This window comes from Pseudobutyrivibrio sp. JW11, assembly GCF_900115355.1.
In the GTDB taxonomy this organism is placed as follows: Bacteria; Bacillota; Clostridia; order Lachnospirales; family Lachnospiraceae; genus Pseudobutyrivibrio; species Pseudobutyrivibrio ruminis.
In genome coordinates, this window is sequence record NZ_FOWB01000001.1 from 311,745 (window position 1) to 336,931 (window position 25,187).

A 25,187-nucleotide genomic window follows, 5' to 3' on the forward strand; every position below is an offset into this window, starting at 1 on the left:
ACTTCATTTTTTATGAAAAAAGGGGGAATTACGATGGGACAGATTAGTATTACATCAAAGTTTTGGGGAAGATATCGCGGACTTGTAAGGACAGAAATGATTCCTTTTCAGTGGAGCGTTTTAAACGACCAGGCGGATATCGTCATTGAGAAGGAAAGAAACGACGATTCAATCCCAAACGAGAAAAGCCATGCAATTGCTAATTTTAAAATTGCAGCAGGACGAGAAAAAGGGACACATTATGGTTGGACTTTTCAGGACAGTGATGTGTATAAATGGTTGGAGGCCGTAGCATACTCCCTTAGGGAAAAAATGAATCCTGAGCTTGAGGCTAAAGCACTGGAAGTTATTGATTTAATAGCTGACGCCCAAGAAGAGGACGGATACTTAGATACTTACTTTTCAATCTTGGGATTGGATAGTAGATACAAAAGATTAGCAGGCAGCCATGAGCTATACTGTATGGGTCATTTTATTGAGGCTGCAGTGGCTTATCATGATGCTACAGGAAATGAAAAAGTACTTAATGTAGCAAAGAAATGTGCTGATAATATTGATGCAAACTTTGGGCCAGAGGACGGAAAAATTCATGGCTATGATGGACATGAGGAAATCGAAATAGGCTTGCTGAGATTATACAGAGCAACTGAGGAAAAACGCTATTTGAATTTGGCAAAGTACTTCTTGCTTGAAAGAGGAAAGAATCCTCAGTTTTTCAAAGAGCAGGCAAAGGAATATGATGGTCCTAATGCGTTAAATGGAATTGAGAACATGCCTGACACATATTTCCAAAATCATAAGCCAATACTTGAACAGGAAACTGCTGAAGGCCATGCCGTTAGACTGGTATATATGTGTACTGCACTTGCAGATCTGGCTGCAGAAACAGGAGATAAAGAAATCTTCGAAGCATGCAAACGTCTTTGGAAAGATGTTGTAGAAAAGCGAATGTTCATTACCGGAGGCATTGGCTCTACCGTTATAGGAGAGTCATTTACACTTGATTATGACTTGCCAAATGACACAATGTACTGTGAAACCTGCGCTGCAATTGGACTAATTTTCTTTGCAAGACAAATGCTTAGAATAGAGCCAAATAGTGAATATGCAGAAGTTATGGAACGAGCACTGTACAACTGCGCTTTGGCAGGAATGGCTTTGGATGGTAAACATTTCTTCTATGTAAACCCTCTGGAAGTTAATCCTAAAAAATCAAAGCTTGATCCTACTAAAAGTCATGTAAAGCCTGTTCGCCCAGCTTGGCTAGGATGTGCATGTTGTCCTCCTAATCTGGCAAGAATGATTACATCACTTGATGACTATATCTACACTGTACAGGATGGTGGAATACTGCTTAATCAGTATGTTGACTCAGACTCACATATCAAAGTTGGCAACAATTATGTGGAAATAATTCAAGAGACAGAGTTCCCTTGGGATGAGGCTGTAAAGGTATCTGTAAAGAATTCAGGTGTAGATGCCATAAGATTTGGTATAAGAATACCAAGTTGGGCAGATGAAAAGTGTCTTATAGTTGATGGAAAAGAAGTACCTATAAATGCTGATCAAGGCTATCAATATTTGGAATTGGAAGCTAATGGAAATGCCAGCATGGTTCTAAAGTTTAAGATGGCAATCAGACGTTATTACTGCAATCCACTTGTATCAGAAAATAATGGTAAGGTTGCAATCGGCAGAGGTCCTTTTGTTTATTGTATAGAAGGTGTTGATAACGGAGATAATCTTAATAACATCAGTTTACCTGCTGACAATAAGCTTGAATATCATTTTGACGAAAAGCTTTTGAATGGTGTAGGTGTTATTGAGGGTGATGCAGAGAGACTTGTGACCAATTATGGAACCTCATTATATTCAACAGATACATTAAAGAAAGAAAAGACAAAGATTAAGTTTATTCCATATTATGCATGGGCAAATAGAGGAGAAAACGAGATGCAGGTATGGATTAGAGAATAATAGCATGTTCGAATTTATAATAAATTTTCACATGCATAGACACAATTCGGAAACCGCAATTTAAAATTGTGGTTTCCTTTATAACGAAAATAAGCCATTTCTTGATAATTATTTAACGAGCGGAGTGTGAGAATTGAGCAATTTGATGATGAATATTCTGAAAGTTACCATTTACATAGTAAAGTATGACAAAAATTCTCATTGAAATGAAATTGGAGTTGTGTTAATATTTTCACAACGACGGCGAGAGGTGAGCGCTTTTTTTTTGAAGAGGTTCGTTAAAAAATTAACAGTTTTAAAAGCTGATAATTGTGGAATTTTGACAAAAGAAGGTACTTATCTATACCGAAAACAAATTATTTCTACAAAGGAGAAAGAAAAAATGGGAAAAAAAGTAGTTATTGCTAGCGCATGTAGAACAGCCATTGGTACAATGGGCGGATCACTTAGCAACACTCCAGCAGTAGACTTAGGTGCTATCGTAATTAAGGAAGCAGTTAAGAGAGCTGGAATCAAGCCAGAGGACGTAGAGCACGTATACATGGGATGCGTTATCCAGGCAGGTTTAGGACAGAACGTTGCTCGTCAGGCAGCTATCAAGGCTGGTCTTCCAAACGAGACAACAGCTGTTACTACAAACGTTGTTTGTGGTTCAGGTCTTAACTGTGTAAACCAGGCAGCTCAGATGATCATCGCTGGTGACGCTGATGTTGTTGTAGCTGGTGGTATGGAGAACATGTCACTTGCTCCATTCGCACTTCCAAATGGTCGTTTCGGTTACAGAATGACATGGCCATCAAACAGCCAGGGTGCTTTAGTAGATACAATGGTAAAGGATGCTCTTTGGGATGCATACAATGATTACCACATGATCAAGACAGCTGATAACGTAGCTGAGCAGTGGAAGCTCACAAGAGAAGAGCTTGATGAGTTTGCAGTAAACTCTCAGAACAAGGCAGTTGCAGCTCAGGAATCTGGTGCATTCAAGGATGAGATCGTTCCTGTAGAAATTAAGAAGAAGAAGGAGACAATCCTTTTCGATACAGATGAAGGCCCAAGACCTGGTACAACAATGGAAGGTCTTGCTAAGCTTAAGGCTCTTTATCCAAACGGAGTTGTTACAGCTGGTAATGCTTCAGGTATCAACGATGGTGCAGCAGCACTTGTTGTTATGTCTGAGGAGAAGGCTAAGGAACTTGGTGTTAAGCCACTTGCTACATGGGTAGCTGGTGCACTTGGCGGATGCGCTCCAGAAATCATGGGTGTTGGTCCAGTTCCAGCAACAAAGAAGGCTCTTGCTAAGGCAGGTCTTACAATTGATGATCTTGATGTATACGAAGCAAACGAAGCATTCGCTGCTCAGTCAGTAGCAGTTGGTAAGGAGCTTGGCTTCGATCTTAACAAGCTCAATCCAAACGGTGGTGCTATCGCTCTTGGACATCCAGTAGGAGCTTCAGGTGCTCGTATTCTTGTAACATTACTTTACGATATGATTCACAACCCAGAGTACAAGAAGGGTCTTGCTACTCTTTGCATCGGTGGCGGAATGGGTTGCGCTACTATCGTAGAAAAATATGAAGGTTAATTAGGAGGATAATAAAATGAAGGTAGGCGTAATTGGCGCAGGTACAATGGGCCAGGGCATTGCTAAGGCATTTGCTATGGTTGATGGTTATGAAGTAGCTCTTTGCGATATTAAGCAGGAGTGGGCAGAAGGCGGAAAGGACAAGATTGCTAAAGGTTATGCAAGACTTGTTGAAAAAGGCAAAATGGAGCAGGCAGCTGTAGATGCTATCTTAGCTAAGATTACTCCAGGTCTTAAGGAAGACCTTTGCAAGGATTGCGACCTCATCGTAGAGGCTGCTTTTGAGAATATGGAAGTTAAGAAGACAACATTCAAGGAGCTTGACGAAATCGCTAAGCCTGAGTGCATCTTCGCTTCAAACACATCTTCACTTTCTATCACAGAAATCGGAAATGGTCTTAACCGTCCAATGATCGGTATGCACTTCTTCAATCCTGCAGATAGAATGAAGCTTGTAGAAGTTATCGCTGGTGTTAACACACCTGCTGAGACTGTAGAGACAATCAAGAAGATTTCTGAGGAAATCGGAAAGACTCCTGTACAGGTTAACGAGGCAGCTGGTTTCGTAGTAAACCGTATCCTTATCCCAATGATCAACGAAGCTGCTTTCATCAAGATGGAAGGTGTTTCTGATATCGCTGGTATCGATGCAGCTATGAAGCTTGGTGCTAACCATCCAATGGGACCACTTGAGCTTGGTGATTTCATCGGTCTTGATATTTGCCTTGCAATCATGGACGTTCTTTACAACGAAACAGGTGACAACAAGTATCGTGCTTGCCCACTTCTTCGTAAGATGGTTCGTGGTGGTAACCTTGGCTGCAAGTCTGGTAAGGGATTCTACGTATACAACGCAGACCGTACTAAGACTGCTGTAGACGCTCAATAAATCGTAACAAGCCAGATAAGGCTTTATGTAAATTAAATTGAATTCATTACTACAGAGTAAAAATAGCCTGTAGCAGACAAGCTCTGATAATTCTCAAGCGAGACATATAGTCGAGCGGAGAATTCATCAGGCTTGTATGTGTAACAGGCGAGAGAATAACTAAAGTAATGAATTCTAACAATAAATTAAGGAGATTCAGATCATGGATTTTACATTAGATAAAAAGCATGAGATGGCTAGACAGTTATTCAGAGATTTCGCTCAGAATGAAGTTAAGCCAGTTGCTCAGGAAATTGATGAGACAGAGTGCTTCCCACGTGAGAACGTTGAGAAGATGATGAAGTATGGCTTCATGGGTATTCCAGTACCAAAGGAGTACGGCGGACAGGGATGTGATGTTCTTACATACATCATGTGCGTAGAGGAGCTTTCAAAGGTTTGCGGTACAACAGGTGTTATCGTTTCAGCACATACATCACTTTGCTGCGATCCTATTCTTACATATGGTACAGAAGAGCAGAAGCAGAAGTACTTAGTTCCACTTGCAAGTGGTAAGAAGCTTGGTGCATTCGCACTTACAGAGCCAGGCGCTGGTACAGATGCTCAGGGTGCTCAGACAAAGGCTGTTGAAGATGGAGATTCTTGGGTACTTAACGGTTCTAAGTGCTTCATCACAAACGGTAAGGAAGCTGACATCTACATCGTTATCGCAGTTACAGATATCGTTGAAGATGCTAAGGGACGTAAGTCTAAGAAGTTCTCTGCATTCATCGTAGAGAAGGACACACCAGGATTTACATTCGGTACAAAGGAGAAGAAGATGGGTATCCGTGCTTCTTCTACATACGAGCTTATTTTCCAGGATTGCCGTATTCCAAAGGAGAACCTCCTTGGACAGAGAGGTAAGGGATTTGGTATCGCTATGCACACACTTGATGGTGGACGTATTGGTATCGCTGCTCAGGCACTTGGTATTGGTGAAGGCTCAATCGACGCGACAATTGATTTCGTAAAGGAGAGAAAGCAGTTTGGTCGTCCAATCGCTGCATTCCAGAATACATCATTCCAGCTTGCTGATATGAAGGCTCGTATGGATGCTGCTAAGTATCTTGTTTACAAGGCTGCTTGCACAAAGGATCAGTATTTTGTTGATCACAAGACAAGCTACTCTGTAGAAGCTGCTGAGGCTAAGCTTTTCGCTGCTGAGGCTGCTATGGCTGTTACTACAAAGGCTGTTCAGCTCCACGGTGGTTACGGTTATACAAGAGAGTACGATGTTGAGCGCATGATGCGTGATGCAAAGATTACAGAAATTTATGAGGGAACATCTGAGGTTCAGAGAATGGTTATCTCTGGCTCAATGCTCAAATAATTTTGATTAGTAGCATTTAAGTTAAAGGAGATTAAATACATGAATATCGTAGTATGTATTAAACAGGTTCCTGATACAAAGGGCGGCGTTAAGTTTAACCCAGATGGAACTCTTGATAGAGCAGCTATGCTCGCAATTATGAATCCTGATGACAAGGCAGGCCTTGAGGCTGCTCTTCGTATCAAGGATGAGACAGGTGCAAAGGTTACAGTTCTTACAATGGGACTTCCTAAGGCAGATGATATGCTTCGTGAAGCTCTTGCTATGGGCGCTGATGAAGCAGTACTTGTTACAGATAGACGCCTCGGTGGCGCAGATACATGGGCTACATCTTCAACAGTTGCAGCTGCAGTAAAGAAACTTGATTATGATCTTATCATCACAGGTCGTCAGGCTATCGATGGTGATACAGCTCAGGTTGGTCCACAGATCGCTGAGCACCTTGGTCTTCCAGTTATCTCTTATGCAGAGGACATCAAGGTTGAAGGAAACAGCGTAATCGTTAAGCGTCAGTATGAAGACAGATATCATGAGATTAAGGCTCAGATGCCATGTCTTATTACAGCTCTTTCAGAGCTCAACGAGCCACGTTATATGACTCCAGGCGGAATCTTTGATGCTTATGATAAGGAAGTAACAGTATGGGGCCGTGATGATCTTACAGATCTTGATGATGCAAACATCGGTCTTGCTGGTTCTCCAACAAAGATTGCAAAGGCTTCTGATAAGGTACGTAAGGGTGCAGGCGAGAAGGTTGCACTTGATCCTAAGGAGTCAGTAGAATATATCGTTGGCAAGCTTAAAGAAAAGCATGTAATTTAATAAGAGGAGGCAAATATAATGTCATTAGAAGAATACAAGGGCGTAGCTATATTCGCTCAGCAGGTTGATAATAAACTTAGCTCAATTGCCTTCGAACTTATCGGTAAGGCACATGAGCTTGCAGCAGATTTAGGAACAGATGTAACAGCAGTAGTACTTGGTAGCAACATTGCTAACCTTGCAGATGAGCTCGCTGAGTACGGTGCAGACAAGGTTGTTGTTATTGATGATCCAGCACTTGAAACATATCGTACAGAGCCATATGCACAGGCTCTTACAGCTTATATTAATGAGTACAAGCCAGAAATCATGCTCGTTGGTGCAACAGCTATCGGTCGTGATCTTGGTCCTACAGTTTCAGCTAGAGTTAAGACAGGTCTTACAGCTGACTGTACATCACTTGAGATTGGTGATTTCCCACTTCAGGCTAGAGAAGGTCAGGAGCAGAAGCACAATCAGCTTCTTATGACTCGTCCAGCATTCGGTGGAAACACAATCGCTACAATCGCATGCCCAGACAACCGTCCACAGATGGCTACAGTTCGTCCAGGTGTTATGCAGAAGCTTGAAAAGCAGGCAGGTCGCAAGGCAGAAGTTATTAACTTCAAGCCAGAGCTTAAGGAAAACAATAGATTTGTTGAGATTCTTAACATTGTAAAGAACGTTGCAACAACAGTAGATATCATGGATGCAAAGATCCTTGTATCTGGTGGTCGTGGAGTTGGTTCTCCAGAGAACTTCAAGCTCCTTGATGATCTTGCAGAGGTTCTTGGTGGTACAGTATCTTGCTCACGTGCAGTAGTAGATGCTGGTTGGAAGCCAAAGGATCTTCAGGTAGGTCAGACAGGTAAGACAGTTCGTCCTAACGTTTACTTTGCAATCGGTATCTCTGGTGCTATTCAGCATACAGCAGGTATGGAAGAGTCAGATATCATCATCGCTATCAACAAAGATGAGACAGCTCCTATTTTTGACGTAGCTGATTACGGTATCGTTGGAGATCTTAACAAGATCCTTCCAGCTCTTACAGAGGCACTCAAGGCTGAGGTTGCTTCAAAATAATTCCTTTAAGGGCAATATCTATTCTTTTAGAAGTATAGATTTTTCCTATAATTTCTTTCTTTAATTTTATGAGGGCAAGTCCATGCGGGCTTGCCCTCAAGCTTTTATTTTGCATGGTAAAGTGCTACAATCAACCTATGAATAATTCAAAAAAAATCGATATGATCCATGGCCCGCTCTTGGGCAAATTAATTATCTTTACAATACCTATTATTTTATCAGGTGTTTTGCAACTTCTTTTTAATGCAGCTGATGTAATAGTAGTGGGTCGTTTTGCCGGCGAAGCAAGTCTAGCAGCCGTAGGTTCCACAGGTGCTCTTATAAATTTAATGACTAACTTGTTTATTGGTATGTCCGTTGGTGCAAATGTATGCGCAGCTCAGTTTTATGGCGCAAATCACCATGACGACGTTAAAAAGACAGTTCATACAAGCACTGCTTTTTCATTGATTTGTGGCGTATTTCTTGTATTTGTTGGATTGTTTTTGGCCAGACCTATACTTGAGATAATGGGTTCGCCTGAGGATGTTATTGGCTTGGCAGCCTTGTATGTTCGTATATATTTCATTGCAATGCCAGCTATCATGCTGTACAACTTCCTGGCAGCAATTCTTAGGGCAGCAGGAGATACTACTCATCCTCTTGTTTTCCTTAGTATTGCCGGTGTTGTAAATGTTATTTTAAATCTTATTCTGGTTATATGCTTTAATATGGGTGTTGCAGGAGTTGCTATTGCCACTGCCACATCTAGCTATATCTCTTGTTTCCTATTAGTTGGGTTCTTTATGAAGCAAGAAGATGCATTACGACTTGAGTTTTCTAAGATTAAAATAGATAAGAGAATATTAAATCGTATTATAAGAATTGGATTGCCTGCTGGAATTCAGGGAACTGTCTTCTCTCTGTCTAATGTTGTTATTCAGTCGGCAATCAATTCATTTGGTACTGCGGTAATAGCTGGTTCGTCAGCTGCTGCCAGCATCGAAGGCTTTGTATATGTATCAATGAACTCAGTATCTCAAACTACTGTTACCTTTGTTGGTCAGAACTATGGAGCTGGAGATGAGCATCGTGTCAAGAAGGTAATATTTGAGACACTTGGTATAGTAATTGTAGTTGGTCTTACAATGGGCAATTTAGCCTACCATTTTGCAACTCCACTGCTTGGTATCTACACAGACAGTGCAGATGCAATAGCAGCCGGAACACTGCGTCTTTTCTGGGTTTGCTGTCCATATTTCCTTTGTGGAGTCATGGATACACTAACAGGTGGGCTGAGAGGATTGGGACGTTCTACAGTTCCAATGATAGTGTCGTTGTTGGGAGCATGTGTAACTAGATTAATCTGGATTGCCACATATTTCCACGTTCATCATACACAATCAGTACTGTTTTTCTCATACCCTGGAAGCTGGCTGTTGACACTTAGTGTCCACAGTATCTGCCTCGTAGTGGTATATCGTGGTTGGGTACGACGCAAGTCTTCTGAGGTAAGAATATAATTAGATGAGCAAGTAGACTGCAAGCTCTTAGGTTTCTCAAGCGAGACGTGTTGTCGAGCGGAGAAACTCTAAGGCTTGTAGGCGTAACTTGCGGACTAGGGGGTTAGTTATGTATTGGAAAGAAATGCTTGGAGCTATTGCTAAGCCTAATAAGGATGGAAAGACTTATGAGCTTTCAACAGACTATAAGTTTGAAGGCTTGTTAGAGTATCCACGTCCTCAGCTTCAGCGCAAATCTTATATTAATTTAAATGGTCAGTGGGACTATCGAATTATAAATGGTAAGGGACAAGTATGCAGTTCGGGCAGTATACTTGTCCCTTTTTCACCAGAAACTAAGCTTTCTGGTACAGATATGCACATCCTTCTTCCAGAGGAAACATTGGAATACACAAAGGTGTTTGAGATAGATAAGGTGAAAAGATCAAAGCATTTGTTACTTCACTTTGGAGCTGTTGATCAGGTGGCCCATGTGTCTTTAAATGGTATTAATTTAGGCTCTCATGAAGGTGGATTTACAGCATTTACCTTTGATATCACAGATTACGTTGTAGAGGGAAATAACGAGCTAAAAGTTAAGGTTAGGGACTATACAGACAGAATTGGCTATGCTAGAGGAAAACAAAGCATTGAGCCATCAGGCATGTGGTATACAGCACAAAGCGGCATATGGCAGACAGTATGGATGGAATGGGTGCCAGATGCTTTTGTAACGGATTTAAAGATTAATCCAGACATTGATGGAAATAAGCTAAATATGATAATAAAGGTGTCTGAAATGAAGGGACATCTGGATATATCATCCTCAAATCAAGATTTAATAAAAGGGTACAGGGTTAATAATATCAAGGATGATAAGCTTTATGTGACTATAGAACTCAATCAGTATCAGCTGTGGTCACCAGAAGACCCGGTACTTTACTTTTTAAATATAAGCTATGGCAAGGACAGCTTTTCTACATACTTTGCCATGAGGCATTTTGGTGTGGCTAGGGACGAAAAGGGAATTCCTCGCCTTACATTGAATCATAAGCCTTATTTTATGAATGGTATATTGGATCAGGGTTACTATCCTGAGAGTCTTATGACTCCACCATCTGATGCAGCCATGATAAATGATATTGAAACCATCAAATCATTGGGTTTCAATATGATTCGTAAGCATTGCAAAATCGAGCCTATGCGCTGGTACTTCCATTGTGACAGGCTAGGAATGATTGTATGGCAGGATATTGTAAATGGTGGAACTAAATACGATATGAACATGATTTGCAATATTCCTACAGTGGTACGACCATTTGGTAATGCAAAGGATAAAAACAGACTTTTCCTTAGATTTACCGGTAGAAATACTGAAAAATCTAAGGAAGTATGGTTCAAAGAATGCAAGGAAATGATGCATCAGCTTTATAATGTGCCTTCATTAGGCCAGTGGTGTTTGTTTAATGAGGGATGGGGGCAGTTTGATGCTGCAGGTTGCCTTGATTTTGCCAAAGAAATCGATGGTACAAGGCCAATTGATGCAGCTTCCGGATGGTTCCATGAGGGGTGTGGAGATGTTTTCTCTGAGCATGTTTATTTTGAAGAATTAAAGGTAAAGCGAAACAGAAGGCCTTATGTTATCTCTGAATATGGTGGATATTCTCTTAAAGTGGGTACTCACGTGAAGAGAGACGCTGTTTATGGATACAAAAAATATCAACAGCAACATGAGTTGCAGAATGCTTATGATGAGCTTATGGCAAAAATAAAGTCCCTCCAGGAAGAGGGACTAAGTGCTGCTGTATTTACTCAAGCTACTGACATCGAAGACGAAGTTAATGGCTTGATGACTTATGACAGGAAGGTGCAAAAACTGTATTAAACCAGCTCTGAGGGAATGCCATACCAAAGATGATTCCCATTACGATTGCACCTGCTGTTTTGATGGTGGATAACCCGTAAGAACCGAAGGTTTCCATGTTGTTCATAATTAAATAGTAAGAAGTATAGTAGATTCCGGCACCAGGTACCAGTGGGAATATTCCCGCTATAAGGTACACGGTGACGGGATTTTTTCTTTTTACAGCCAGTGAACGTGAAAACAGTGTAAGGAACAAAGAACCTATCATGTTTCCAAGTGTTGGTGCTCCAAGGAAGGAGGATATTAGTGAATAGGATATCCAGCCAATGGCACCAGAAATTCCACAATACACAAGCTCTGATTTTGGTGCGGAAAAAATCATTGCAAATGCTAAGGTGGCTACCATAGCTACTATAAATTGAATAATGTAATCAGCTATCATTAGATGTAAGCACCTCCTCCTATGAAATGAGCAAAGGTGATAACAACACCAACTCCTACAGCAATACAGAAGGCTGTAAGAAGGGCGTCTATAAGTCGAATAGAGCCAGACAAATAGTCGCTGTTGATAAAATCACGAATGCTGTTAGTAAGAGGGATACCAGGTACTAATGGCATAATTGCACCGATGATTATTTTGTCGTAGTGAACTGGAAGTCCTACTGCATAAAAGAGAATAGCAGTAAGGGATATAACCATACTTGCTAGTACGTTGGTAATTGTTTTTGAATTACCCATGCGTGCTTCAAAATGAAGGAATAATCTAAGGACTGCACCAACTATGCAGGCGATTAAAGCATCTAAAACTGTTCCTCCATATAGATAAGAAAATCCACCACATCCAATGGCAGTGGCAATTATCAACATTGGAAAATTGTAAGATGGAATTCGTTTACATTCTTCCAGCTTTGCCCATGCTTCATCTAGTGTGATCTCTTTTGAACAGACTTCACGACATAATGCATTCAGCCCGGCGATACGTCCTAGGTGAGTTGGATACATCGGTACATGTCTGATCATTGAGCTGGCGTGCTCTGTAACCTCATCTGCACTTGCAAATATTCCGTTACTCAATACGTACACATCGCAGTCGGTAATATCGTATGAATTTAAAATGGCGAGGACACTGTCCTCGACCCTATAGACCTCTGCTCCATTTCTAAGAAGAATGTCTCCTAGTTCCACAGCAAAGGACAATACTTTTTTTGTATCTGACATTGTTGCTCCCTAAAATAAAAATTCTACAATGATTATCCATTATTAACAGAAGTTTTTCAACCAAATGTGTAGTTATTTACAATTGTGGATAACTTTTGGGGAAAACTTTGTTCGTTGAAATGTGTATCACTAAAACGATATCGCTGATAAAATCAGCGTTTGTTGGCATTTTGGTTGAGTGCAATTTGTGGATAAATATGTTAATAACATGGAAAATAGAAGTTATCCTCAACTGAAAAAAATCCATTGTGGAAATTGTGGATAAGTCAAGTTACTGGTTGAGGGTAATATCAACAAGGCAATATTTATTAATGTTTTCTTAAATAAACCTATGAGTTGTAGGGCATTTAAGGTATTTATGATATAATGTTTGACGGATTACAGAAATTAGGAGGTCTAATAATGGCAGAGAAAGAAACATGTGCTTCAGCTAGTTCTTGTAGCAGAGGCTCTTGTGAGGGCTGTCCATCTGCAGAGGCAGCAAAAAAGGGTGTTAGAAATACAGCATTTTTAGAAGAGCAAAATAAGAATTCTAATATAAAACATGTTATCGGAGTTGTATCTGGTAAGGGTGGAGTTGGTAAATCATTAGTTACATCTTCACTTGCTGGTGTTATGGCTAGAGCAGGTTATAGTGTTGGTATTCTTGATGCAGATATTACAGGCCCATCTATTCCAAAGATGTTTGGTGTACACGGCCCAGCTATGGCTAATGATGACGGTACATTCCCAGAGGTTGCTGAGGATGGCACAAAAATCATGTCTATCAACCTTATGCTTGAGGATGAGGAAGCTCCAGTTATCTGGAGAGGTCCAGTTATCGCAGGTGTTGTAAAGCAGTTCTGGACAGACACACAGTGGGGCGATGTGGATTATCTATTCGTAGATATGCCACCAGGAACAGGTGATGTTCCTCTTACATGCTTCCAGTCACTTCCTGTAGATGGAATTGTTATCGTAACAAGCCCACAGGAATTAGTACAGATGATTGTTAAGAAGGCATACAACATGGCGGATATGATGCACATTCCAGTGCTTGGCCTTGTTGAAAACTACTCATATATTGCATGCCCAGATTGTGGAAAGAAAATCGAAATCTTTGGTGAAAGCCACATTGATGAGGTTGCAGCTAGCCTTAATATTCCAGTGCTTGGCAAGATGCCAATGGATAGAGCTTTCGCAACAGCTGCAGATGCAGGACGCATCTTCGATATGCCTAATAACTACCTTGTTAAGGCACAAGACGTATTAGAGAAGCTCTAGATTTTAGATGAGCTAGTATGTGTAACTAGCAGAGTAAATTATTTAAAGGAGAATTAATTATGGCACAGAACCCAGTAGTTACAATCGAGATGGAAAATGGCGATATCATGAAAGCTGAGCTTTATCCTGAAATCGCTCCAAACACAGTTAATAACTTTATTAGCTTGATTAACCACAACTTCTATGATGGAGTTATCTTCCATAGAGTTATCAAAGGCTTTATGCTTCAGGGCGGAGATCCAGATGGAACAGGTATGGGCGGCCCAGGATACTCTATCAAGGGTGAGTTTACAAGCAACGGCTTTAAGAACGATTTAAAGCATGAGCCAGGTGTACTTTCAATGGCTCGTACAATGATGCCAAACTCAGCAGGTAGCCAGTTCTTCATTATGCACAAGAATAGTCCACATCTTGATGGCGACTATGCTGCATTTGGTAAGGTTATCGAAGGTATGGATGTTGTTAACAAAATCGCTGAGACAGATACAGACTGGTCAGATAGACCTCTTAACGAGCAGAAGATGAAGAAGGTTACAGTTGAGACTTTCGGAGTTGAGTATCCAGAGCCTGAGAAGTACTAATTATTAGCTTTGCTAAAACAACTATTGCCACAATCATAATGTTGTGATATCATAGCGGCACGCGTTTTGCGTGTCGCTTTTTCATTTATTTCATTCATATCCCAATAATATTATGGAACTTAATAATTTAAGGCTTTGTTTTGCTTTATGGATAGGTGTAGAGGCTATTTCTATACTTGCTGCCATTTGCCATAAACGTAGAAGTAATAAGGCTTTTCGTATGAAACAGCTATATTTCAACAGAATGCTATATTTAATGGAAAGAAAGGTGCAAAGGGAGAGCTTACTTCAGGAATGCTACTTGAATACCGCATCCTGCAAGGCATTACAGAGGTTGCTTTTTAAGGCTTTGAGTCTACAAAACCCCAATAGCGGATTTAGATATATGACGAAAGCTTTATATTGTGAACCCGTTAGACTATTAAATGGGTATCTTATAAATAGCAAGGATAGAAAATTGACCCAAGATACGTTGGAGTATTTTCGAGAGCAATTTGAATTGTGGATAACTTCCAGAAAAAAGCTGCAAGAACATTTAAATACTAACAGGCTTATCTACATAATTGAAAAGACAATTTTTATGATTGCAAATTTGGCGTTATATTTTAGGAGTAGACTAAATATTACCCTGTTTATATTTATTGTTGTCAATACAATTGGCGTAGTTCTGTTCATTGTTCTGGATTATGAATGTGTTGTTGTAGATGAGGAATTCCGTGACAGAAAACTTGCAAGAAATAATACTATAGAAAAAAAGACCCTAAAACCAGCCCACAGAATGAAAGAAATCTTTCAAACTGTAGCTAGTCTGGGTCTGATAATCAATGTAACTATGCTTGTGGAGCAGTATCTTGATAAGGTAATTTGATTCTAAGCTTTGTGATACGCTTCTTATCAACTGCAAGCACGCGAACTATGGTGCCATTTTCTGATACGTAGGTTTCACCGGCATTTGGAAAGTGATCAAAGGCTCCAACTATGTATCCGCCGATGGTATCATAGTCTTCGCTTGTAAAGCCTAGAGGGATTATATTACATAAATCTTCCAGATTCATTGAACCGAGAACCTGGTATTCTCTATCGTTTAGACGTACGATTGGGTCTTCCTCATCTTCATCGTACTCATCACGAATCTCGCCGACAATTTCTTCCAACAAGTCTTCCATGGTTATCATTCCGGATAAATCACCATATTCATCCAAAACAATGGAGACTGTTGTAGATTCTTCACGCATCTCATCAAAAAGGTCAGATACGTTTTTCATTTCATAGGTGAAGTAAACATCACGAAGGTAGTTTCTAACAGAGAAGTCATCGCCTGGAACAAGTCCAAGGAAATCCTTCATATTCACCATGCCGATAATTTTTTCACTGTCTGGCTCACAAACAGGAAGTCGTGTAAACATGTCTTCTTTAAATACTGAAATCAAATCATTATAAGAGATATCAGCGTCAACCATGGTCATATCGATACGTGGAATCATAACTTCTTTTGCACAAGCATCAGAGAAGTCGAACACTTTGTGTATCATGGTGCGCTCATCTCCTTCAATTTCACCACTTTGATGGCTGGCATCCACCATTATTCTAAGCTCATCCTCAGTTATAGTATCATCCTTGAAATCAGGATCGATTCCAAAAAGCTTTATACAAAGTCCTGCCAGAAAATTAATTATTATAATAACTGGAGTAAGCAACCACATCAGTCCACTGATTATAGGTGCGAATAGAAGACTGAGGGATGTGGAATTAATAGTTGCTATAGACTTTGGAGTGATTTCTCCAAATATCAATATTAATAATGTAAGAATACCAGTAGCGATTCCTGCTCCGACGCTGCCAAATATGTCTATTGCAAGGGTTGTTGCAAGGGAAGATGCTGATAGGTTAACAATATTATTTCCTATTAGTATGGCAGATAACATTTTTTTAGGACGGGTGACAACATTTAAAACCCTGGCGGCTTTCTTATTGCCATCGTCTGCCATAGTTTTCAGTTTGATTTTATTTACTGTTGTTAGTGCTGTTTCAGCTGATGAAAAGAAAGCGGAAAGGACTAACAATAATATAAGAATTATCAGTCTAATTAACAGGTGTGTATCCAATAATGTATGCTCCTTTTACCAAAAATATTATTTCGTCAGTTAATAACTAGAATTATACATATGGTAAAAAGTTGTTGCAAGGATAACCTACCCAAAGGACTTCATCTTTGCTAAAATGGATGCTATGAGAAAAAGAATTCTATGTGTATTACTAACTTTAATAATGACAGCATCCCTTGCAGGATGTGGTAAATATAGCCAGTCTGAAATCGACCTTAGAGACCAGGGAATTGAGCAGATGGATGCAGGAAACTACGAAGAAGCCATCACTCTTTTCGACCAGGCACTTGCCAAATCCATTGGTAAGGTTACTGATTTGGAAATAGACATAAACTATTACAAAGCAGCAGCTCAGTTCTCAGCAGGTTCATTTGACGATGCAGTAAAGACTTACACTTACCTTATCAAATATGACGGCGATAATTACGAGGCCTACTTCCTTAGAGGAAGCATATATGCAACAGAAGGGGAAATCGGAGAGGCCATCACAGATTATGATGCTGCTGTAGCCATTGATGAAAAGAACTACCTATTATATATACAGATTTATGAAAACCTTAATTCTTTAGGTTACACAGATCAGGGATTGGTTTATTTAAACAATGCTTTGGATGTATCTGATAAATCAGCCAATGCAAAATACTACAAAGGCCGAATATACTACATGCTTGGTCAAACCGATGACGCGCAGGAATACCTTCAGGCTGCAGTAGATAAAGATATAATAGAAGCAAAGCTTTATCTGGCAAAGCTATATCAGGATTCTGGGGACTATGATTCAGCACAGACTCTGTTAGAAGAGTATGCTGCATCAGATGAAGTTACTAGCAGCGCTCTTGCAGCACTAGGCGATATTGAGATGACAAATGGCAATTATGAAAACGCCTTAGGATACTATCTGGCAGGGTTGAGTCTGGATTCAATAGACAATATGTCTGAACTTATGAAGGGACAGGTTGCAGCACTTGAAAAGCTGGAAAGATACTCAGAAGCTAAGGATGTGTTGACACAATATCTTGAGAGTTATCCAAATGATGAAGAGGCATCAAAAGAGTTAATATTCTTGGAGACAAGATAAAATACGTAAAATGGGCACACTATATATGGTGTGTCCATTTTGTGTTAAAATACCAAATATTGTGTGTGTTGAAACGTGATTCTACTTAGAAAATAATCAAATTCTTGGAAGCAATTTAGGTAATTATGACGAAAAGCACAATATCTAGTCTTTTTAAATTGAATATCACCCTATATTTTGATAACATATAAACAAGTCGAAAGTGCCTTGAAAGAAGGTGAAGGGGGAGTCCTTTTTTTGACATTATAAGGATACTAGAGAAAGGAATATTTGGTGAGTAGAATTGTTTGATGTTGTAAAAAGAGATGGACAAGTCGCAGAATTCAATTTAGGCAAAATTAACGATGCGATTGCAAAGGCTTTTGAAGCTACTGGAAAGGAATACAACGACGATATTATCGGATTATTGTCGCTTAGAGTATCGGCTGATTTCCAGAACAAAATTAAAGAAAGCAAAATCTCGGTGGAGGATATTCAGGACTCAGTAGAAAACGTACTTGAGCAGACTGGATATACAGATGTTGCTAAGGCATATATTCTTTACAGAAAACAGCGTGAAAAGATGCGCAACATGAAGTCTACAGTTCTCGATTACAAGAACGTTGTAGATAGCTATGTTAAGGTTGAGGACTGGAGAGTTAAGGAGAATTCCACAGTTACATATTCTGTAGGTGGTCTTATTCTTTCAAACTCTGGTGCAATCACAGCTAATTACTGGCTTTCAGAGATTTATGATGAGGAAATTGCACAGGCACACCGCAATGCAGATATCCACATTCATGATCTTTCAATGCTTACAGGTTATTGTGCAGGTTGGTCACTTAAGCAGCTTATTCAGGAGGGCTTAGGTGGAATCACAGGAAAGATTACATCTGCTCCAGCAAAGCACCTTTCAGTACTTTGCAATCAGATGGTAAACTTCCTTGGTATCATGCAGAATGAGTGGGCTGGTGCTCAGGCATTCTCATCATTTGATACATATCTTGCACCATTTGTTAAGACAGACAACCTTTCATATCAGGAAGTTAAAAAGTGCCTTGAGGCATTTATATATGGTGTAAACACTCCATCACGTTGGGGTACACAGGCACCATTCTCAAACATCACTCTTGATTGGACAGTACCTAATGACTTGGCAGAGCTTCCAGCTATCGTAGGTGGCAAGGAGCAGGATTTCAAGTATAAGGACTGCAAGAAGGAAATGGACATGGTTAACAAGGCATTCCTTGAAATCATGATCGAAGGTGATGCTAATGGACGTGGTTTCCAGTATCCAATTCCTACATACTCTATCACTAGTGATTTTGATTGGTCTGATACAGAAAACAACAGACTATTATTCGAAATGACAGCAAAGTATGGTACACCATACTTCAGCAACTACATCAATTCCGATATGGAGCCAAGCGATGTTCGTTCTATGTGCTGCCGTCTTCGTCTTGATCTTCGTGAGCTTCGCAAGAAGTCAGGTGGATTCTTTGGTTCAGGCGAGAGCACAGGTTCTGTAGGTGTAGTTACAATCAATCTTCCTCGTATTGCATACCAGGCAAAGGATGAGGCAGATTTCTATGCTAGATTGGACAAGCTTATGGATATCAGCGCACGTTCTCTTAAGATTAAGCGTGGCGTTATTACAAAGCTTCTTGATGAGGGATTATACCCATACACAAAGAGATACCTTGGAACATTCAACAACCACTTCTCTACAATCGGTCTTATCGGTATGAATGAAGTAGGTCTCAATGCTAACTGGCTTCGTGCAGATATGACTAGTAAGAAGACACAGGAGTTTGCAAAGGATGTCCTTAATCACATGCGTGAGCGTCTTTCTGATTATCAGGAGATGTACGGAGATCTTTACAACCTTGAGGCTACACCAGCTGAGTCAACAACATACCGCTTTGCAAAGCATGATAGAGAGCAGTTCCCAGATATCATTACAGCAGGTAAAGAAGGTGACACACCATTCTATACAAACAGCTCACACATGCCAGTAGAGTACACATCAGACATCTTTGATGCTCTTGATGTTCAGGATGAGCTCCAGACACTTTACACATCTGGAACAGTATTCCATGCATTTATTGGTGAGAAGCTTCCTACATGGGAATCAGCAGCAAATCTTGTACGTAAGATTGCTGAAAACTATAAGCTTCCATACTACACATTGTCTCCAACATACTCAGTATGTAAGGACCATGGCTACATCGCTGGCGAGCACTACACATGCCCACACTGTGGCAAGACAGCAGAAGTTTATAGCCGTATCACTGGCTACTATCGTCCAGTACAGAACTGGAACGAGGGCAAGACTCAGGAATACAAGAACCGTAAGCTTTACGATATTGCAGGCTCTGTATGCCGTCGTGCTGGAGAAAAGCAGGCAGCAAAGGCTGAACAGCCTGAAATCAACCTTGAGGTAGTTTCAGAGGAGCCTACAACAGGTGTTAAATACCTCTTCACTACAAAGACATGTCCAAACTGCGCAAGAGCAAAGGAAATCCTTGAGGATGAGGATTATATCCTTGTTGATGCAGAAGAGCAGGTAGATATGACAAAGAAATATGGTGTTATGCAGGCACCTACTCTTGTAGTAGTTAACGGCGATGATGTTAAGCGTTATGCTAACGCAAGCAACATCCAGAAGTACGTTGATGAAAACTAAACATTAATTAAAACGTAAAGACGAATCACCATGTGGTGGTTCGTCTTTTTTGTTTACATATAATTAACAGAAAGTTCAAAGTTATTGATTGTGAAGTATGGTAGCATTAAAGAAGGTAATGTAGATAAGTGTACATTTTTTTCAATATGGGTAGCTTAGCTGCCTGATTCTATAGAAAAACGGGAGTTCAAAGGAAGGGTAGCCTATGACAATTAACGAGAAAATTGAAAGCGATAAAATAGTCCTTGAAGTTGAAGGAAAGATAGATAGTATGACTACTCCACAGCTGCAGGATGCGATTTTATTGTCTCTTCAAAAAATGAAAAATTTGGAAGTTGATTTTGCAGGAGTAAGTTATATCTCCAGTGCAGGCCTTAGAGCTCTTTTGATGGGAGTTAAAACAGCCCAGTCGAAGCAAGGTTCCATGGTTCTACTCAATGTGGCAGAACCTGTACAGGAAATATTTAAAATGACCGGTTTTAGCGATATCTTTGTGATTAAGTAATGGAAGTGGGGAGTATGAGTCAGAAGGTATTAGTTATTGAAGATGATGAGGATTTATTGTTCATCTACAAGGTCAGACTGAAAGATGCTGGTTATGAGGTTTATACCGCAGTAGATCGAAAGACCACAGAGGATATGATTCGTGACCATAAATTTGACATTATTCTCATCGATATGATGCTTATTGGAATAACGGGGATAGAGCTATGCCCGTTTATTCGTGAACATACAGATGCGCCAATCATCTTTATCAGTTGTATAGGCGATAATGTGAGCAAAATAGATGCCTTTGATGCAGGGGCCGATGACTATATGGTAAAGCCCATTGATTACCAAGAGTTAGTTTCTAGAATGGCGGCGAATATCAGAAGGGCAAATTCGGGATTTTCATTAAGAGGTGAAAAAGAGGTAAGACATTTTCAACAGTTTGATATTGATGAAAAGACACATACGGTATATAGCAAGCAAAATGGTCAAAGCAAGGAAGTGGCCCTGTCACCTACAGAGTATAATCTGTTGACATTGTTTGTGAATCATGCAGATGAACTGATTATGTATGACAGAATTTATCGCGAAATATGGGGCTGTTCAGATGAAGGGGATGTAAGAACTGTAATGGTTCATATTTCAAATCTCAGGAAGAAGATTGATTTGGAGAAGCGTGATTGTATTCATACGGTTAGAAGTGCAGGATATATTTTTACTGATAAATAGTGGTAGTTCGTATTTACGATATGTTTGCATTTGAATGGAGAAAATAATGAAAACAAATACACAGAAATTACTATTAGCAGTACTGTTTACCTTATTTATAGTGGAAATGATTAGTTTCTATCAAAGCCAGATATGGATAATGTTCATCATATTTGTGATTTTTTCTATGTGTGCCATGCAATATGCAAGGGCATGCAGGGAGGAATCAGAAGAGGAGCTGGAAGACGAGAAAGAAAACAGCCAGGATTTGCAAGCTAAGTACTCAGATTTGAAGGGAAGAAATGACCGAATGAAGAGCGAGTTTGAAAATCAGGTTGAGCTAAATGAACGGAAGCTTGAGGCGTCAACTGAGGAGATAGCAGCTCTTAATAGTCAGCTTAATAGTGCAATGAGATTTGATGCATTGAAAGCTATATTGCCGGCTCAGGCCCAGTTCAACAAGGATATGGATGCTATATCACTGGTGCCTGTAATTAGAAGCGTAATTAGAGATTATCATCAGGCTATAAAAGAAGCAGGTATTGTAGTACAGATTTCAGAACCGGATGAGATTATATACGTAAGAGCGGAAGAAGAAATTATTCGAAGACTTTTCAGCAATATTATAGACAATGCAGTGAAGTTCATAGATAGAGATGGCAAGATTATAATCACTGTTTCGCAGGTAGATGATGAGGCTATAGTGGTTGTTCGAGATAATGGCATAGGCATCAGCGAAAGTCAGCTAAATCACATTTTTGATATTAACTATCAGGGAGACAATAGCACTCTAGGCAACGGCTTAGGCTTGGCCCAGGTAAAAGCTATTGTGGATTACCTTGGTGGCAAAATATATGCAAGAAGTACACAGAACGATGGAACAGGTATTTTTATTCATTTGCAGGCAGAGTAGCTTAAAAGTGGGGGAAATATGAACAAATACGTATATACGATAACAACTGTTTTATTCTTTTTAATTGCAGTATTTACAGTATCACTAGTTGCGAATAAGGACGATACAAACACAAATGCTGCAGAACCAGTGCAGACGGCAGAGGTAACAGATATGGAAGAGCCGGAGTCTGAGACAGTAGTAGAGGAGCAGGTGACTCAGGAGACGGTTATCGAAGAGCAGACTGTTGAGGAACCGGTAGTAGAGGAGCCAGCAGAAGAGGAACCAGAGGAAGAAACAGTAGATGAAGATGTTACCTACTACGTTTATACGGTAAAAGGAGCCAGCTGGCTAAACATCAGAAGCGAAGAGGGAAAGGACAATGATCCGGTTGCCACAATACCAAGGGGGTATAAAGGTTACGTGGTAGAAATGACAGGACATTGGACACTCCTTTGTGCAGATGGATATATCGGATATTGCAGTGATTCTTATTTGGAATTGGAGGAAATAGCACCAGAGGATTTCCCAGATGAGCTAAAGGGATATGATGCATCGTCAGCAGGTACACGTATTGCTGAAGGCAAAATTGGAGAAGTAGAAGAGAGTAATGAAAAATCAGTAAAGTGGCTTTAGTACAGTACAAAAGCAGGGTGGGGTTATGATACAAAAATTTAATGTAGATAGAGACAAACCGTTTGAAAGCTATGATGAGTTTATGCGATATCTGTTCTCTTGCGTGGATGTGAGAATAAAAGAACAGATAAGTATTATGCAGCATGATTATGCATCTGAAAGGGGCGGATACAGAAATGTAATGTATCCGGACTTGGAGACTGCAGAAGTAAAGAATCAGAAGCGCTATGAGAGCTTCTTTTCCGAAAAGGACCAGGATAATTCTGAGGATTTTTCGGAGGAAGAAGACGATGATTCAAAGGAGTTTGACGCTGATATTCCTATGGATTTATTAGATATCCTCAACACGATAGGTGAGGATTCTGAGGATGAAGAAGAGCAAGAAGAAGTAGAAAGTATGGACATTACTGAGATGATATCTTATGTAATGGAGAGAGGCAGATTGTCCCGTGAACAGGGGATGATTCTGCCTTTTTTGAATATTACAGAGAAATTGGGGTATACCAATTTTGCTGTATTCTGCCTGACAGCGGCAATTCTTTCATCTTTACAGACCGAGTACGGAACCATTTTCCAGGTTATTAATCAGAATAGTGGCTTGCCAGTTCCAACTATTGAATTGGCAGCAAAAATATATTATGGCAGCGATTATCAGGTAGCCAAATTCTACGATGATATGAGTCACTGTCTTGAACAATTGCAGCCAATAATGTCTCTAAACATCAATCCTGCAATGCCATTTTCTACAACAGTCAGCCCTGATAAGAGGCTTATAGATTTCCTGTTTGGCAGTGAAGATGACAAGCTGGATGCGGACTATAGTAGATTCTTCAAAATGCTTACAAAGAAGGACGAAAAGCTTGATCCTATTATGGCTAATGAGGGTGTTTTGGACGCCATGGAAATCTCTTATAGCGAAGGTGTAAGGGTGTTCCATTATTACGGAGATGAAGGCAGCGGTCGACGTTTCTTTGTTAAAAAATTCTGTGAGAAAAATGGCTTAAAGGCTATCACTATAAACTGTAAAAAGCTATTCAATTATGACTTTAAATATGTTGATCACGCTTTGTGGGCTGTCACAAGAGAATGTATTTTGACAGGGGCTTGTTGTTGCCTTACAGAGCTGACATTTAGGGAAGAGGAAAAGGAAAAGTTCTTTGGATATATGGATTTGGCACTTGGCAAGCTGATTGAGAAAGACATTCTTTGCTTTGCTATGAGTAAAGAAAAGTTGCCAATGAAGGATATCACAAAGGAAGAGTTTACAGAGCTAGAGCTTCCAACTCCAACTACAGGAGAGCGCGAAGAGTGCTGGAATTTCTTTGCCAAGGATTACACCTTGGGCAAGGATGTAGAGCTTCCTGAAATGGCCATAAAGTTCCTTTTTACTGCTGGAAAAATCAAGGATGCTCTAAAGAATGCAAGAGCTCTTGCTACTATGGATAAATGTGTGGATATTCCAAGGGAAACTCTTTTCAGAGGCTGCTACAACCAGATGAGTTCTGAACTGACTCAGAAGGCTACAAAGGTAAAAGCGAACTTTGGATTTGAAGATATCGTAATGAATCCAACACAGCGAGAAACATTACAGCATGCTATAGACCAGATGAACTTTAGAAAACAGATTTACGATGATTGGAACTACACCAAGAAGTATCCATATGGTCGTGGTCTTTCTGTACTTCTCTTTGGTGCCCCTGGTACAGGTAAATCAATGTGTGCCCAGGTTATTGCCCACGAACTAAATCTGGAGCTTTATAGAGTAGATTTGTCGAAGGTTATTGATAAATACGTTGGTGAGACTGAAAAATCAATTTCTATGATTTTCCGCGAGGCAAAGAAGTGTAATGTAGTTCTTTTCTTTGATGAGTGCGATACCTTGTTTGCAAAACGAAGTGATGATGGTGGATCTAACCAATCTTCTAACAATAACAAGACAGCATTGCTTTTGCAGGAAGTTGAAGCCTACGACGGTGTATCAGTTCTAGCCACAAACTACAAACACAACATTGATCCGGCGTTCTTTAGACGTATGAAATACATTGTAGAGTTCCAGTTCCCAGATGTGGATACACGAGAAATGCTTTGGCGCACTACAATTCCAAAAACAACTCCACTTGCGAAGGATGTGGATATCAGATTCCTTGCTGAAAAGTACGAGTTGGTTGGTGGTAATATCAAAAACTGTATTTTGAATGCGGCGTTCCTTGCAGCAGCAGATCCTAATGCTGGGGGAGAGGTTCACATGCAGCATTATCTAAACGCAGTTAAGTACGAGTTTGTTAAGGTTGGTAAGGTATTTACAAAGGCAGATTTCGAGCCTTATGCAGATTTGGTAGGACTATAAAGTTGAGGAGAAACTTATGGATAATAGTTTTTTTGATGAGTTAAATGAGATTCCGGATGAGGCGAAGACAAATCAAGCTGATGTTGTAGGAGATAATGAGATTTCAAAGGTAGTTGAGCCATATGAAAAAGCAAGAAAACAATTGGAGGAATC

General features: G+C 40.1%; 21 protein-coding genes. 18 read left to right on the top strand and 3 right to left on the bottom strand.

Annotated features, from left to right (window positions below):
• The first annotated feature begins 33 nt into the window (after window positions 1–33).
• The 8 genes from BM102_RS01390 (at window position 34) to BM102_RS01425 (ending at window position 11,073) form a co-directional block, all read left to right on the top strand.
• Entirely contained in the window at window positions 34–1,977 is a 1,944-nt protein-coding gene (locus BM102_RS01390) for a glycoside hydrolase family 127 protein (RefSeq protein ID WP_090478159.1), read from the top strand.
• Between the two features lie 382 nt (window positions 1,978–2,359).
• A complete protein-coding gene (locus BM102_RS01395; RefSeq protein WP_074790077.1) occupies window positions 2,360–3,562 on the top strand; it encodes an acetyl-CoA C-acetyltransferase in 1,203 nt (400 codons plus the stop codon).
• A 16-nt stretch (window positions 3,563–3,578) separates the two neighbouring features.
• The gene (locus tag BM102_RS01400) at window positions 3,579–4,451 is read left to right on the top strand and encodes a 3-hydroxyacyl-CoA dehydrogenase family protein (RefSeq protein WP_090478161.1); all 873 of its coding nucleotides are present in this window, start codon (window positions 3,579–3,581) and stop codon (window positions 4,449–4,451) included.
• Window positions 4,452–4,653: 202 nt separating this feature from the next.
• The gene (locus tag BM102_RS01405; protein ID WP_044935874.1) at window positions 4,654–5,823 is read left to right on the top strand and encodes an acyl-CoA dehydrogenase; all 1,170 of its coding nucleotides are present in this window, start codon (window positions 4,654–4,656) and stop codon (window positions 5,821–5,823) included.
• A gap of 39 nt (window positions 5,824–5,862) precedes the next feature.
• Window positions 5,863–6,645: an electron transfer flavoprotein subunit beta/FixA family protein gene (locus BM102_RS01410; protein WP_044935876.1), complete on the top strand. Its 783-nt coding sequence runs from the start codon at window positions 5,863–5,865 to the stop codon at window positions 6,643–6,645.
• 18 nt (window positions 6,646–6,663) lie between these two features.
• On the top strand, window positions 6,664–7,707 hold the full coding sequence (locus BM102_RS01415) for an electron transfer flavoprotein subunit alpha/FixB family protein (RefSeq protein ID WP_074790083.1): 1,044 nt from the start codon (window positions 6,664–6,666) through the stop codon (window positions 7,705–7,707).
• Between the two features lie 68 nt (window positions 7,708–7,775).
• A complete protein-coding gene (locus tag BM102_RS01420) occupies window positions 7,776–9,209 on the top strand; it encodes an MATE family efflux transporter (protein WP_090478164.1) in 1,434 nt (477 codons plus the stop codon).
• A 109-nt stretch (window positions 9,210–9,318) separates the two neighbouring features.
• Window positions 9,319–11,073 (top strand): glycoside hydrolase family 2 protein, encoded by a 1,755-nt coding sequence (locus BM102_RS01425; protein WP_090478167.1) that lies wholly within the window; start codon window positions 9,319–9,321, stop codon window positions 11,071–11,073.
• Here BM102_RS01425 and BM102_RS01430 read toward each other — a convergent pair.
• Together BM102_RS01430 and BM102_RS01435 are read right to left on the bottom strand one after the other, a co-directional pair.
• Window positions 11,027–11,494, bottom strand: a complete 468-nt coding sequence (locus BM102_RS01430) for a threonine/serine exporter family protein (RefSeq protein ID WP_090478170.1) — start codon at window positions 11,492–11,494, stop codon at window positions 11,027–11,029. The two genes, BM102_RS01425 and BM102_RS01430, sit on opposite strands and share 47 nt — an antisense overlap.
• Entirely contained in the window at window positions 11,494–12,270 is a 777-nt protein-coding gene (locus BM102_RS01435) for a threonine/serine exporter family protein (protein WP_044935885.1), read from the bottom strand. Before BM102_RS01435 ends, BM102_RS01430 begins: the two co-directional genes overlap by 1 nt.
• 402 nt (window positions 12,271–12,672) lie before the next feature.
• On the opposite strand from BM102_RS01435, the gene BM102_RS01440 reads away from it, so the two are divergent.
• From BM102_RS01440 to BM102_RS01450, 3 genes are all read left to right on the top strand, one after another.
• Window positions 12,673–13,533, top strand: coding sequence for an Mrp/NBP35 family ATP-binding protein (locus BM102_RS01440; RefSeq protein WP_090478172.1), 861 nt, complete (start codon window positions 12,673–12,675; stop codon window positions 13,531–13,533).
• A gap of 59 nt (window positions 13,534–13,592) precedes the next feature.
• Complete coding sequence (locus BM102_RS01445; RefSeq protein WP_090395285.1) at window positions 13,593–14,114, top strand: peptidylprolyl isomerase; 522 nt, start codon at window positions 13,593–13,595, stop codon at window positions 14,112–14,114.
• A 220-nt stretch (window positions 14,115–14,334) separates the two neighbouring features.
• On the top strand, window positions 14,335–14,982 hold the full coding sequence (locus BM102_RS01450; protein ID WP_090478175.1) for a hypothetical protein: 648 nt from the start codon (window positions 14,335–14,337) through the stop codon (window positions 14,980–14,982).
• On the opposite strand, the gene BM102_RS01455 is transcribed toward BM102_RS01450, so the two are convergent.
• Window positions 14,945–16,219, bottom strand: a complete 1,275-nt coding sequence (locus BM102_RS01455; RefSeq protein ID WP_090478177.1) for an HlyC/CorC family transporter — start codon at window positions 16,217–16,219, stop codon at window positions 14,945–14,947. The genes BM102_RS01450 and BM102_RS01455 overlap by 38 nt on opposite strands.
• Window positions 16,220–16,343: 124 nt before the next feature.
• On the opposite strand from BM102_RS01455, the gene BM102_RS01460 reads away from it, so the two are divergent.
• The 7 genes from BM102_RS01460 to BM102_RS01490 all read left to right on the top strand — a co-directional run bounded on the left by BM102_RS01460 (window position 16,344) and on the right by BM102_RS01490 (window position 25,034).
• Entirely contained in the window at window positions 16,344–17,297 is a 954-nt protein-coding gene (locus BM102_RS01460) for a tetratricopeptide repeat protein (protein WP_177194875.1), read from the top strand.
• Between the two features lie 283 nt (window positions 17,298–17,580).
• On the top strand, window positions 17,581–19,962 hold the full coding sequence (locus tag BM102_RS01465; RefSeq protein ID WP_090478182.1) for a ribonucleoside triphosphate reductase: 2,382 nt from the start codon (window positions 17,581–17,583) through the stop codon (window positions 19,960–19,962).
• Between the two features lie 205 nt (window positions 19,963–20,167).
• The gene (locus tag BM102_RS01470; RefSeq protein ID WP_090478185.1) at window positions 20,168–20,467 is read left to right on the top strand and encodes an STAS domain-containing protein; all 300 of its coding nucleotides are present in this window, start codon (window positions 20,168–20,170) and stop codon (window positions 20,465–20,467) included.
• A 14-nt stretch (window positions 20,468–20,481) separates the two neighbouring features.
• Entirely contained in the window at window positions 20,482–21,180 is a 699-nt protein-coding gene (locus tag BM102_RS01475; protein ID WP_177194876.1) for a response regulator transcription factor, read from the top strand.
• A 46-nt stretch (window positions 21,181–21,226) separates the two neighbouring features.
• Entirely contained in the window at window positions 21,227–22,072 is an 846-nt protein-coding gene (locus BM102_RS01480; RefSeq protein ID WP_177194877.1) for a sensor histidine kinase, read from the top strand.
• A gap of 18 nt (window positions 22,073–22,090) precedes the next feature.
• Window positions 22,091–22,687: an SH3 domain-containing protein gene (locus tag BM102_RS01485; protein WP_090478193.1), complete on the top strand. Its 597-nt coding sequence runs from the start codon at window positions 22,091–22,093 to the stop codon at window positions 22,685–22,687.
• 25 nt (window positions 22,688–22,712) lie between these two features.
• Window positions 22,713–25,034, top strand: coding sequence for an ATP-binding protein (locus BM102_RS01490; protein WP_090478196.1), 2,322 nt, complete (start codon window positions 22,713–22,715; stop codon window positions 25,032–25,034).
• Window positions 25,035–25,187 lie beyond the last annotated feature (153 nt).